Source organism: Streptomyces sp. YIM 121038 (assembly GCF_006088715.1).
Lineage (GTDB): Bacteria > Actinomycetota > Actinomycetes > Streptomycetales > Streptomycetaceae > Streptomyces.
On sequence record NZ_CP030771.1, the window covers coordinates 1,685,335 to 1,697,088 of the forward strand.

The 11,754-nt window shown below is 73.6% G+C and carries 11 protein-coding genes; 5 read left to right on the forward strand and 6 right to left on the reverse strand.

The genetic code is table 11. The features are described from left to right. Window positions 1-35: 35 nt before the first annotated feature. Together C9F11_RS06575 and C9F11_RS06580 are read right to left on the reverse strand one after the other, a co-directional pair. The gene (locus C9F11_RS06575) at window positions 36-797 is read right to left on the reverse strand and encodes a GntR family transcriptional regulator (RefSeq protein ID WP_138958358.1); all 762 of its coding nucleotides are present in this window, start codon (window positions 795-797) and stop codon (window positions 36-38) included. Between the two features lie 289 nt (window positions 798-1,086). Continuing rightward, the gene (locus C9F11_RS06580; protein WP_138958359.1) at window positions 1,087-1,977 is read right to left on the reverse strand and encodes an RNA polymerase sigma-70 factor; all 891 of its coding nucleotides are present in this window, start codon (window positions 1,975-1,977) and stop codon (window positions 1,087-1,089) included. 170 nt (window positions 1,978-2,147) lie between these two features. Between C9F11_RS06580 and C9F11_RS06585 the strand changes: the two genes are divergently transcribed. Continuing rightward, entirely contained in the window at window positions 2,148-2,987 is an 840-nt protein-coding gene (locus C9F11_RS06585) for an alpha/beta fold hydrolase (protein ID WP_138958360.1), read from the forward strand. Between the two features lie 14 nt (window positions 2,988-3,001). On the opposite strand, the gene C9F11_RS06590 is transcribed toward C9F11_RS06585, so the two are convergent. Continuing rightward, window positions 3,002-3,403, reverse strand: a complete 402-nt coding sequence (locus C9F11_RS06590; RefSeq protein ID WP_138958361.1) for a VOC family protein — start codon at window positions 3,401-3,403, stop codon at window positions 3,002-3,004. Between the two features lie 297 nt (window positions 3,404-3,700). Here C9F11_RS06590 and C9F11_RS06595 point away from each other — a divergent pair, with 297 nt between their 5' ends. Both C9F11_RS06595 and C9F11_RS06600 read left to right on the forward strand, forming a co-directional pair. Continuing rightward, a complete protein-coding gene (locus C9F11_RS06595; protein ID WP_138958362.1) occupies window positions 3,701-5,290 on the forward strand; it encodes an alkaline phosphatase D family protein in 1,590 nt (529 codons plus the stop codon). Window positions 5,291-5,684: 394 nt separating this feature from the next. Further along, complete coding sequence (locus tag C9F11_RS06600) at window positions 5,685-7,073, forward strand: GNAT family N-acetyltransferase (RefSeq protein ID WP_249401625.1); 1,389 nt, start codon at window positions 5,685-5,687, stop codon at window positions 7,071-7,073. 69 nt (window positions 7,074-7,142) lie between these two features. Here C9F11_RS06600 and C9F11_RS06605 read toward each other — a convergent pair whose 3' ends face one another. Continuing rightward, complete coding sequence (locus tag C9F11_RS06605) at window positions 7,143-8,054, reverse strand: NAD(P)-dependent oxidoreductase (RefSeq protein ID WP_138958363.1); 912 nt, start codon at window positions 8,052-8,054, stop codon at window positions 7,143-7,145. 94 nt (window positions 8,055-8,148) lie between these two features. After that, window positions 8,149-8,733 carry a TetR/AcrR family transcriptional regulator gene (locus C9F11_RS06610; RefSeq protein ID WP_138958364.1) on the reverse strand — a complete coding sequence of 195 codons (585 nt, stop codon included), beginning with the start codon at window positions 8,731-8,733 and terminating at the stop codon, window positions 8,149-8,151. A 201-nt stretch (window positions 8,734-8,934) separates the two neighbouring features. On the opposite strand from C9F11_RS06610, the gene C9F11_RS06615 reads away from it, so the two are divergent. After that, window positions 8,935-10,647, forward strand: a complete 1,713-nt coding sequence (locus tag C9F11_RS06615) for a DUF885 domain-containing protein (protein ID WP_138958365.1) — start codon at window positions 8,935-8,937, stop codon at window positions 10,645-10,647. 52 nt (window positions 10,648-10,699) lie between these two features. On the opposite strand, the gene C9F11_RS06620 is transcribed toward C9F11_RS06615, so the two are convergent. Next, the gene (locus C9F11_RS06620) at window positions 10,700-11,191 is read right to left on the reverse strand and encodes a rhodanese-like domain-containing protein (protein WP_138958366.1); all 492 of its coding nucleotides are present in this window, start codon (window positions 11,189-11,191) and stop codon (window positions 10,700-10,702) included. A 94-nt stretch (window positions 11,192-11,285) separates the two neighbouring features. Between C9F11_RS06620 and C9F11_RS06625 the strand changes: the two genes are divergently transcribed. Beyond that, window positions 11,286-11,732, forward strand: a complete 447-nt coding sequence (locus C9F11_RS06625) for an Lrp/AsnC family transcriptional regulator (RefSeq protein ID WP_138958367.1) — start codon at window positions 11,286-11,288, stop codon at window positions 11,730-11,732. Window positions 11,733-11,754 lie beyond the last annotated feature (22 nt).

The window sequence follows — 11,754 nt, forward strand, 5'->3', positions numbered from 1 at the left end:
ATGCCCGTCCGGCGTACTCGTCCGTCCGGCAGGGCTCAGGAGGCCTGGCGCTCCGGGCCGTGGTGGATCTCCACCGCGCCCTCGTCGCCGAACGTGAGGCGGCAGGTGTCCGCCCGGTACGTGGCCACGGAGAGCGCCGCCGTACGACCGCCCGCCAGGAAGCGGGTGGTGACGACCAGGACGGGGGCGCCGGGCAGCCGGTCCAGGGCCCGGGCGTCGTCCGCGCGGGCCGAGCCGAGCTCGACGGCGCGGTCCTGGCCCTCGATGTCGAGGCGGGCGAGCTCCCGCAGCACCGCACGCGCGCGTGCCGGTCCGGCCGGGGCGTCGATGGCGGTGAGGTCGGGGACCGACGCCGAGGGTACGTACAGCAGCTCGGCGGCGACGGGGTGGCCGTGCGAGACGCGGGTGCGGCGGACCGTGTGGACGGGCTCGTCGGGGCCGGTCTCCAGGGCGCGGGCGACGTCGGCGGGCGGGACGGCGGCCTCGCTGTCGGCGGGCTGCCAGTCGTCGCCGGGCGCACCGGGCCAGCTGCCCCGGTCGGTGCCGACGGCCACGCCCATGCGCGGCGGCGCGACGGTCGTGCCGACGCCGCGGCGGCGCTGGAGCCTGCCCTCCAGCTCCAGCTGCTCCAGGGCCTGGCGCAGGGTCGCGCGGGCGACGCCGAACCGGGCGGCGAGGTCCCGCTCGTTCGGAAGGATCTCGCCGACGGCGAACTCGGAGTCGAGTGCTTCGCTGAGCACGGTCTTGAGGTGCCAGTACTTCGGCTCCGGCACCGTTTCCAGCTGCGTGGTCCCCACCCTGTCCTCCGCAATCGCCGTGCGCAGGCGGCTTTTCAGCGCCTTGTTTATTAAAGGTTCCTGCACTATCTCAGCGACGATAGAGCCGCGCTCATCCTTGGTCAAGACCAATCCTGCTTCCGTTACTGCCCGCACAGAAGTGGTGCCACAGAGCATTCACGCGGTGTTCGCGCAGGGTCGACACCTCACCCCCTGGGGTGACGAAAACCGATACGTCCCCCATGCGCGCGCGTGACAGCAAGCCCCCGCCGGTGGCACGGGCGGGGGCTTGGTCCAGGACGCCGGGAAACTAGACGGAGAGACTCCCGAGCTTGTCCGGATTCCGTACGATGTACACGTGCTGCACGCGCCCGTCGGCGACATCCAGCTGGAAGACGCTGTCCACCTTGCCGTCCACCAGGAAGGCGACGGAGGAGGCGCCGTTGAGCTCCAGGAAGCGGAACTCGACCCGCTCGGCGCTCGGGACGCTCTTCTTCGTCACGCCCAGGACGAAGCGGCCCACGTTGTCGGCCGTCTCCAGGGTCCGCAGCGGTGCCCTGACCTTGCCGCCGCTGTCGCCGACCAGGCGCACGTCCGGGGCGAGCAGCGACATCAGCCCGTCCAGGTCGCCCTCCAGGGCCGCGGCGAGGAACCGCTCGGTCAGGTCGCGCCGCTCGGCGGGGTCGACCTCGTAGCGCGGCCTGCCCTCGTCGACGTGCTTGCGGGCGCGCCCGGCGAGCTGGCGCACGGCGGCCTCGGTGCGGTCGAGGGTGACGGCGATCTCGGCGTAGGGGAACCCGAAGGCCTCGCGGAGCACGAACACCGCGCGCTCCAGGGGCGAGAGGGACTCCAGGACGACGAGGACGGCGAGCGACACGGAATCGGCGAGCACGGCCCGCTCGGCGGTGTCGGGGACGGTCGGTCCGAAGTCGGTGACGAAGGGCTCGGGCAGCCAGGGGCCCACGTAGGACTCGCGGCGCGACTGCGCGTGGCGGAGCCGGTCGATGGCCAGGCGCGTGGTGACGCGCACCAAGTAGGCGCGCGGTTCGCGCACTTGCTCCCGGTCGGCGTGGGACCAGCGCAGCCAGGCGTCCTGGACGACGTCCTCCGCGTCGGCCACGCGGCCGAGCATGCGGTAGGCGACGCCCAGGAGGACGGGCCGGTGTTCTTCGAAGACGTCGGTCGCGGTGTCGGTAGCCACGCCCCCATCCCAGCTCACCGGCGATGGGCTGTCCACCCGCGGCGGGCCCGGCGGGCGAGGATCACAGCCGTCGGCGGCCGGGCGTTCCCGGCCGGTGGCGGACGGCCCCTTGAACTCGGCGCTACTGAAGGGTAATTGTTGCTGACAAGCTGTCTAAGTCAGGAGTGGTCATGGCCGCAGAGGTGGCAGATGTCACGTTCGCCGTCGAGTCGCCTCGCGGGCCGCGCACGGTGACCGTCTCCTACCGGCGCACGGGTGCCGGAGCGCCCCTGCTGCTCCTGCACGGCATCGGGCACCACCGCCAGGCCTGGGACCCGGTCGTGGACATCCTGGCGGCCGAGCGCGACGTGATCGCCGTGGACCTGCCGGGTTTCGGCGTGTCGCCGCCGCTCCCGGACGGCCTCGCGTACGACCTGTCGTCGGTGGTGCCCGCGCTGGCGGCGCTGTGCGGGGCCCTGGACGTCGAGCGGCCGCACGTGGCGGGCAACTCCCTCGGCGGCCTGCTCGCCCTGGAGCTCGGCCGCGAGAAGCTCGTACGGTCCGTCACGGCGTTGTCGCCCGCCGGGTTCTGGACCCGGGCCGAGCGGCGGTACGCGTTCGTGACCCTGCTCGCGATGCGGCGCGCCGCGTCCGCCCTGCCGGTGCCCGCGATCGAACGCCTCTCCCGCAGCGCCGCGGGCCGCACGGCCCTGACGAGCACCATCTACGCCCGCCCCGCGCGCCGGGCGCCGGAGGCCGCCGTCGCCGAGACGCTGGCGCTGCGGTACGCGACCGGGTTCGAGCAGACCCTGGCCGCGGGGCGCGACGTGGTGTTCCGGGACGACGTGCCGGGCCTGCCGGTGACGATCGCCTGGGGCACCCGTGACCGCCTGCTCCTGCGCCGCCAGGGCGTGCGCGCCAAGCGGGCCATTCCCGGGGCCCGGCTCGTCCGGCTGCCCGGCTGCGGGCACGTGCCGATGAACGACGACCCCGCGCGCGTGGCGCGCGTCATCCTCGACACGAGCCGCTGACGCGCGGGCAGGCGTCAGGAGTTGGACCACGCGCGCGTGCAGAGCACCAGGCGGTAGCCGTCCGGGTCCTCGACGGTGACGCCCCACTCGTTCCAGTACGGGTTGGGCGACAGGACGCGCTTGCCGCCGTGGGCTTCCAGGCGCGCGACGAGGTCGTCCGGCACCTCGCCGTCCACGTAGACGACGAGGAGGTCCTCCTCGGTGGGCCGGGCGTCCACGGGCGCCCCGTGGACGAGCTCCACGTGCCAGGAGGCGTCCGGCCAGCCGACCATCAGCAGCGCGTGCTCGCCGGGGCCGCCCTCGTCCTTGCGGTAGACGACGCCCAGGCCGAGCCCCTCGACCCAGAACCGCTCCGCCGCGGCGAGGTCACGGGAGGGGCGGGCGATGCGGATGTGGCTCGAACCGTTGACGGGCACGGGGTACTCCTTGCGTCCTGCTGAGGTGCGGCCCGCCCGGTCGCGCGCCGTCCGGACCACTGTAGGAAGCAGTGGATCTTGTCACCATCGGCCCTCGGTCCCGGTGCCCGGGGCGCGCGGCGTACGCCGTCGGGACTAGGCCCTTGCCGTCGGACAGACGGCGGGTGCGCGGGTGCCCGCGCGGCGGTTCCCCTGGAGCCATGGCCAGTTGTTCACTTGGGGTTCGCGTGCGAGCCGTGACACGAAAGTAAACGTGACTTCGCACACCGAACGACCGCCGTCCTTGGAGGCGCCCTCATGTCACACCGTCCGTCGAGCCCGTCCCCGCGCCGCCGCAGCGTGCTGCGCGGCTCGCTCGCCGTGCCCGCGGCGCTGGCCGTGCCCGCCGTGCCCGCGCTCGGCGGCGCCGCCCCGGCCTTCGCCCTCTCCGGGCGCCCCAGCGCCCGGTGGGGCGTGCAGGCCGGTGACGTGGGCGCGCACTCGGGTCTGGTGTGGGTCCGCTCCGACCGCCCGGCCCGCATGATCGTGGAGACCTCCGCCACCGAGTCGTTCCGCAGACCCAAGCGCTGGTACGGGCCGCTGCTCGGCCCCCGCACCGACTTCACGGGCACGACGCGGCTGCGCGAGCTGCCCGCCGGCGAACAGATCCACTACCGCGTGCTCCTGGCCGACCCGGACGACCCCCGGCGCACGAGCAAGCCGGTCACCGGCACGTTCCGCACGGTCTCCCGCTCGCGCAAGGACGACGTGCGCTTCCTGTGGTCGGGCGACATCGCGGGCCAGGGCTGGGGCATCAACCCCGACCTCGGCGGCTGGCGCGTGTACGAGGAGATGCGCCGGCGCGACCCGGACTTCTTCCTGTGCAGCGGCGACAACATCTACGCCGACGGCCCCATCCAGGCGAGCGTCACGCTGCCCGACGGGCGGGTGTGGCGGAACGTCACCACGGAGGAGAAGTCGAAGGTCGCCGAGACCCTCGCGGAGTTCCGCGGCAACTTCCGCTACAACCTGCTCGACGAGCACGTGCGCCGCTTCAACGCCCAGGTGCCCTCCATCGTGCAGTGGGACGACCACGAGGTGCGCAACAACTGGTACCCGGGGCAGATCCTGGAGGACCCGCGCTACACGGAGAAGAACGTCGACGTCCTCGCGGGGCGTTCGCTGCGGGCGTTCAGCGAGTACTACCCGATCTCGACCCAGCGCCCCGGCGACAAGGACGGGCGGGTCTACCGGGTGCTGCGGCACGGCCCGCTCCTGGACGTGTTCGTGCTCGACATGCGCACGTACCGCAACGCGAACTCGCCGAACCGGCAGCCGGATGACGCCACCGGCATTCTCGGCGCCGAGCAGCTCGCCTGGCTCAAGCGGGAGCTGTCGCGTTCGCGCGCGGTGTGGAAGGTGATCGCCTCCGACATGCCGCTCGGCCTGGTCGTCGCGGACGGCGCGACGAACTTCGAGGCCGTCGCGCAGGGCGACCCGGGCGCGCCGCTCGGCCGTGAGCTCCAGATCGCCGAACTGCTGCGGCACATCAAGCACCGCAGGATCACCGGCACGGTGTGGCTGACGGCCGACGTGCACTACACCTCGGCACAGCACTACGACCCGTCGCGCGCGGCGTTCAAGGACTTCGCGCCGTTCTGGGAGTTCGTGTCGGGCCCGCTGGCCGCGGGCGGCTTCCCGGCGGTGAAGCTGGACGGAACCTTCGGTCCGGACCAGACGTTCGTCAAAGCACCGGACCGGCCCAACACCTCGCCGGCGGAGACACCGCCGTACTACGGAGAGGTGGACATCGACGGCGGCAGCGGCGAGTTGACGGTGCGGCTGCGGCAGCAGGGCGGAGGCGTGCTCTTCACCAAGGTGCTGCAGCCGGGGCGCGTGGGCCAGTGAGCCTCCGGCGGGCGCGTCCGCCGGCGAGCGCTCACGGGTGCTTCCGTTGGCGCGTACCGATGGGGGCTTCCGCCGGTGAAGTGCTGGACGGCACGTCCACCGGTGCGCCACGGTGGACGCGGTGCCGCTGACGGCCCGCGGTCGGTGACGACCCGCGGGCCGACGGCGGCCGCGGAACCGTCGCGGGCCAGGGGCCCGCGGCGGTCGCACGGGTCGGACGGACCGAGAGGTCAGTGACGATCAATGGGCCGGTGACGGCCGACGGGGGAGATCGATGGACCATCACGGTGAACTAAAAGGAATGAAAGCGACAGAACCGCACTTAACCCATCAGACACAAGACGTTCGTGATCACGCAACACCCTTGGGCCACAGTGGCCGTATGACTGCTGACATGCCTGAGGTGACACGGAGCAAGGACGGTCGGCCGGTGCACCACTGGCGCCGGGACGTCGTCGAACTGGCCGCGCTGTTCACGGCCGTGGCCGCCGCGGACGCCGTGGCGAATCTCGTGGGGCACGGCCCGGACGGGCCCGAGCTCCTGCTCGTCTCGGCCGTCGTCCTGGTCGCCACGGCCGGGTTCCACACCTGGTGGGCGCGGCGCCATACCCACGCACCGCCCGGCACGGGCGATCCCGATACCGGCGCCCGGCCCTCCGCCGTGGAGGTCCAGGGCGCCACCGGCCCGGCGTCGTCCCCGGACGGGTCGACGCTGTGGCGCATGCGGACGACCGTGCGCGACGAGCCGGGTTCGCTCGCCGTGCTGTGCACGGCGCTCGCGCACGCGCGCGTGGACATCCTCAGTCTGCAGACACATCCGCTGGCCGACGGAACGGTCGACGAGTTCCTGCTGCGCGCGCCCACGGCACTCCCCGCGGCGGACCTCACGCGGGCGATCGCCGGGGCGGGCGGATCGAGCACCTGGATCGAGCGGGCGGACGCGCACGACCTGGTGGACGCGCCCACGCGCATCCTGAGCCTCGCCACGCGCACGGCCCTGGACGCCGCCGAACTGCCGCTCGCGCTGCGCCAGTTGCTGGGCCGCTGCACGATCCGCCTGCTGCCCGCCCCGCGCGGACGGGACGGCGGGGCGGTGCCGGCGGAGGGCGCCTGGGACGGCACGCTCCTGCGTCTGCGGGCCCCCGAAGGCGGAGTGATCACGGTCGAGCGGCCGCATCTGCCGTTCACGCCCACGGAGTTCGCCCGCGCGCGGGCCCTGGTGGAGCTGGACGCCAGGCTCGGCCCCCGCGTGCCGCGCGGCGAGGACGTCCTCACCCTCGCCGAGGGCAACGACATCACGGTCAGCCGCGCCGACACCGCCGACCTGGACGCCGCGAAGGCCCTGCACGACAGGTGCTCCCCGCGCACCCTGGGCATGCGCTACCACGGCCCGGTGGGGGACGCCGACCGCTATCTCAACCACCTGTTGAGCCCGCGCTTCGGCCGCACCCTGGCCGCGCGCACGGCCTCCGGCCGCGTCGTCGGCCTCGGCCATCTGCTGTGGGACGGGGACGAGACGGAGATCGCCCTGCTCGTCGAGGACGAGTGGCAGCGCCGCGGCATCGGCCGTGAACTGCTCGCCCGCCTCGTCTCGATGGCCGTGGAGGCGGGCTGCGACAACGTGTACGCGGTGACGCAGTCGTCCAACACCGGCATGGTCGCGGCGATGCGCGGCCTCGCCCTGCCCCTCGACTTCCAGATCGAGGAGGGCACGCTGGTCATCACCGCCCGCCTGGACGCGACACCGGTGCGCTCGCACCTTCCGTACGACAGCCACCAGTAGTCCCACGCGACACCGGCGGCCCTGCCGGGGCCCGGACACCCCGGGCCCCGGCGGGGGAACCGCGCGGGGCTAGGCCGCGGCGTCCGGGGCGAGGTGGGAGGCGGCCATGTCCTTGTCGCCGTGCCCGGCCCCGGCCGCCCGCTCGAACCGCCGCAGGCCGGCCGCCGTGACGTCCACCGGTACGCCCGCGGACCGCGCGGCCTCGACCACCAGGCGCGCGTCCTTGGCCGCGTTGGCCACGGAGAAGCTGGGCGCGTGGTCGCCCGTGAGCATGGCGGCCGCCTTGGCCCGGAAGAACGGGCTGTCCAGGGGCCCGCCCGCGATCACGTCCACGACGAGGGCGGGATCGACGCCGAGGCCCTCGGCCAGGGTCAGGGCCTCCGCCGCGCCATGGGTGAGCGCGAACACGAAGCCGTTCAGGGCCAGTTTGAGGCGGCTCGCGGCGCCGTGCTCCTCGGAGACCCACACCGTGCGGCCGCCGATGGCGCCGAAGACCGGCTCCACCCGGTCCCGCCCGGCTTGCGGGCCGGAGGCCAGGACGACGAGCTTCCCCTGCTCCGCGGGCTGCTTCGTGCCCTGTACCGGGGCGTCGTACAGGACGAGTCCGTGGCGCTCGGCGAAGCCCGCCAGGTCGTCGGCCGCGGCCACGCCCACGGTGCTGAGCTGGATCCAGACCGTGCCCGGCGCGAGGCCCGGCGCCGCGGCCTCCATGACCTCGTACACCGCGGGCCCGTCCTTGAGCACGGTCACCACGACGTCGGCGCCCGCCACGGCCGCGGCCGGGTCGGCGTGCGCCTCCACACCGTCGAGCGCGGCGAGTTCGGCGGCCTTGGCGGGCGTGCGGTTCCACACGCTCACCGCGAACGCGCCGCGCAGGTTGCGTGCCACGGGAGCGCCGATGGTGCCGGTGCCGAGCACGGCGACCTTCTGCTGTGTCATGGGGGTTCCTTCCGAGCGATTTTTATTGACCGAACGTTCCATTATTTGGGCATGCGAAAGGGCACGAGAGGCATGGGGAGCGGAGCGGCGGCACCGGCCGGGCCCGCCCCCCCTTCCACGGACCCCGGCCGCCCCGTCAGTCCAGGAGCGCCAGCGCCTGCTCCGCCGCGTCGCGCACCCGCTCCTGCCCGCCGGAGACCTTCCCGACCACGCGGATGCCCTGGAGCAGTACGAGCAGCATGCGGGCGAGGGCGCGCGGGTCGCGGTCCTCCGGGAGTTCGCCCTGCGCCTGGGCGCGGGTGAGCGCGGAGCGCAGCAGCGTCTCCAGGCCTTCCCAGTTCCGCTCGACCCTGCGGTCCGCCGCCTCGTCGTGCGGGGCCAGCTCCGCGGCCGTGTTGGTGATGAAACAGCCGGTGCGGCGGCCGTCGGCGGCCGCGGCCTCGGCGGCGAAGCGGCGCACCAGGCTCCGCACGCCGGGCAGCGCGGGCCCGGGGCGCGACAGCTCGTCGAGCAGCTCGGGCTCCCGCGTCTCCGCGTACCGGTCCAGGGCCTTGAGATACAGCTCGTGCTTGTTGCCGAAGGTCGCGTAGATGCTGGCGCGGCCGATGCCGAGACGCGCGACGAGGTCCGCCATGGACGTCGCCTCGTACCCCCGGCTCCAGAACAGGTCGAGCGCCGACCGGAGCGCCACGTCGGGGTCGAATTCCTTGGTTCTGGCCATGGCGCAGAAGCTAGCCGCAACTGGAACGGTCAGTCAAACATGTGCGAGGTGCGACGCCCATCGTGCGGGCGCTCCCGAGTCCGCTTCCCCTACCTGCGCCCCGTCCGCGCCCCCCTGCCCCGCCCCGTCCGCGCCCCCTGCCCGCGCCCGTCCGCACCCCCGCCCGTGACGCGCACCCCGGTCTCGTATCAGGATGTCCGCATGTCAGACACGAAGATCGCAAGCACCACGACGGGCCAGGGCCCGCTGCCCCGCGAGGTCGCCGACGCCTACGTCGACGCTCTGGTCGCCCTCGACCCCGTCACCGGCACCTACCTCGGCGTCAAGGAGAGCCACAGCAAGCTGCCCGACCTCTCCCCCGCGGGCCACGCGGCCCGGGCCGACCTCCTGCGCACCACCCTCGCGCGGCTCGACGAGGCCGAGGCGCGCCCCGGGGCCGACACCGCGATCGAGCGGCGCTGCGGGCGGCTGCTGCGGGAGCGCCTGACGGCGGAGCTCGCCGTGCTGGAGGCCGACGAGCCCCTGCGGACTGTCGGCAACCTGGGCACCCCGCCGCACGAGGTGCGGGAGATCTTCACGGTGACCCCGGCCGAGACCGAGGAGGACTGGGCGGCGATCGCCGAGCGGCTGCGCGCCGTGCCCGCCGCGTACGAGGGCTACCGCGCCTCGCTCGCGCTCGGCCTGGAACGGGGTCTGCCGGGCGCGCCGCGGCCGACGGCGACGTTCGTCGAGCAGCTCACGGAGTGGGTGGGGCCGCAGGACGGGCGCGGCTGGTTCGAGGACTTCGCGGCGGCCGGGCCCGCGGCCCTGCGGGGCGAGCTCGACGCGGCGGCGAAGGCGGCGACCGGCGCGGTCGTGGCCCTGCGCGACTGGATGCGGGACGTGTACGCGCCCGCGGTCGCCGGTGCCCCGGACACGGTGGGCCGCGAGCGGTACGCGCTCCTGTCCCGCTTCTTCAACGGTACGGACCTGGACCTGGGCGAGGCGTACGCCTACGGCTGGGCGGAGTACCACCGCCTGCTCGGCGAGATGCGGGCCGAGGCGGAGAAGATCCTGCCGGGCGCGGCCACGCCGTGGGAGGCGCTCGCGCACCTGGACGAGCACGGCACGCACATCGAGGGCGTGGACGAGGTCAGGCAGTGGCTTCAGGGCCTGATGGACGAGGCCATCGAGGCGCTGGACGGCACCCACTTCGACCTGGCCGAGCGGGTGCGGAAGGTGGAGTCGCGCATCGCCCCGCCCGGCGGCGCCGCGGCCCCGTACTACACCCCTCCGTCGGAGGACTTCTCCCGGCCCGGCCGGACCTGGCTGCCGACGATGGGCCTGACCCGCTTCCCCGTGTACGACCTGGTGTCGACCTGGTACCACGAGGGCGTGCCGGGGCACCATCTGCAGCTCGCGCAGTGGGTGCACGTCGCCGACGACCTGTCCCGCTACCAGGCGACGATCGGCGGCGTCAGCGCCAACGCGGAGGGCTGGGCGCTGTACGCGGAGCGCCTCATGGACGAACTGGGCTTCCTCACCGACCCGGAGCGGCGGCTCGGCTATCTGGACGCGCAGATGATGCGCGCCCTGCGCGTGATCGTCGACATCGGCATGCACCTGGAGCTGGAGATCCCGGCGGACTCCGGCTTCCACCCGGGCGAGCGGTGGACCCCCGACCTGGCACAGGAGTTCTACGACGCGCGCTCCAGCCGCCCCTCGGACTACGTGGAGAGCGAGATGACGCGCTATCTGACGATCCCGGGCCAGGCCATCGGCTACAAGCTGGGCGAGCGCGCCTGGCTGCTCGGCCGCGAGAACGCGCGCCGCCGCCACGGAGACGCCTTCGACGCGAAGGCCTGGCACATGGCGGCGCTCTCCCAGGGCTCGCTGGGGCTCGACGACCTGGTGGACGAACTGTCGGCGCTCTGACCGGCGGCTCACGGGCCCCAACTCGCCGAAGGCCCTTCCCCCGACGGCGGCTTCAGCAGCCGCAGTTGCCGTCGAGGGGGGCCGTCAGGGGGTCCGGCTCGCGCCGGTCCCGGCCCTCCCACGTCTCGTACGCGAAGCCCTCGCGGGCCCAGTACTCGAAGCCGCCGAGCATCTCCTTGACCTGGAAGCCGAGTTCGGCGAGGGCGAGGGCGGCGCGGGTGGCGCCGTTGCAGCCGGGGCCCCAGCAGTAGGTGACGACGGGCACCGACTTGTCGAGGAGGGCCTCCGCCTGCTCGGGGATGAGGGCGGTCGGCAGATGGACGGCGCCCGGGACGTGGCCCTGGTCCCAGGACTCGGTGGAGCGGGAGTCGAGGACGACGAAGCCGGGGTCGCCGTCGGCGGCGAGCGCGGCGGCGACGTCCGAGACGTCGGCGTGGAAGGCGAGGCTGGCGCCGAAGTAGGCGGCGGCCGCGGCGGGAGCGGCCGGGGGCACACGGAGGACGGGGTTGGGGGCGGTGGCGCTCACGGCGGTGATCGTGTTCATGGCCGAAAATCTACGGGCAGGGCGGTCAGGGCTGAACTCGCGATTCCCGGCGTACCTCTTGATCGGCCGGGGATTTCCCTGTTTCCTCTCGGGCATGACCGGTTATTCCACGGACGCCACCGACTGGCGCATCCTCGACGTCCTCCAGCGGGAAGGGCGCGCCAGCTACGCGGAGCTCGCGCGGGCCGTCTCGATGTCCCCGAGCGCCGTCACCGAGCGGGTGCGGCGCCTGGAGGGGGCGGGCGTGATCCAGGGGTACGCGGCCGTGGTCGACCCGGAGCGGCTCGGCCTGCCGATCCTCGCGTTCGTGCGGCTCCGCTACCCGAACGGCAACTACAAGCCGTTCCACGACCTGGTCGACAGAACGCCCGAGATCCTGGAGGCGCACCACGTCACCGGGGACGACTGCTTCGTCATCAAGGTCGCCGCGCGCTCCATGCGGCACCTGGAGGAGGTCTCCGGCAAGATAGGCGCGCTCGGCGCCGTGACGACGAGCATCGTCTACTCCTCTCCCCTGCCGAGGCGTCCGCTGGGGCGCTGACGCCACCCGACCGCTGACGCCA

Excerpts from the sequence above, each read along its gene's own strand:
- C9F11_RS06585 (WP_138958360.1), top strand. The coding sequence starts at position 2,148 with ATGGCCGCAGAGGTGGCAGATGTCACGTTCGCCGTCGAGTCGCCTCGC.
- C9F11_RS06595 (WP_138958362.1), top strand. The coding sequence starts at position 3,701 with ATGTCACACCGTCCGTCGAGCCCGTCCCCGCGCCGCCGCAGCGTGCTG.
- C9F11_RS06600 (WP_249401625.1), top strand. The coding sequence starts at position 5,685 with ATGCCTGAGGTGACACGGAGCAAGGACGGTCGGCCGGTGCACCACTGG.
- C9F11_RS06605 (WP_138958363.1), bottom strand. The coding sequence starts at position 8,054 with ATGGAACGTTCGGTCAATAAAAATCGCTCGGAAGGAACCCCCATGACA.
- C9F11_RS06610 (WP_138958364.1), bottom strand. The coding sequence starts at position 8,733 with ATGGCCAGAACCAAGGAATTCGACCCCGACGTGGCGCTCCGGTCGGCG.
- C9F11_RS06615 (WP_138958365.1), top strand. The coding sequence starts at position 8,935 with ATGTCAGACACGAAGATCGCAAGCACCACGACGGGCCAGGGCCCGCTG.
- C9F11_RS06620 (WP_138958366.1), bottom strand. The coding sequence starts at position 11,191 with ATGAACACGATCACCGCCGTGAGCGCCACCGCCCCCAACCCCGTCCTC.
- C9F11_RS06625 (WP_138958367.1), top strand. The coding sequence starts at position 11,286 with ATGACCGGTTATTCCACGGACGCCACCGACTGGCGCATCCTCGACGTC.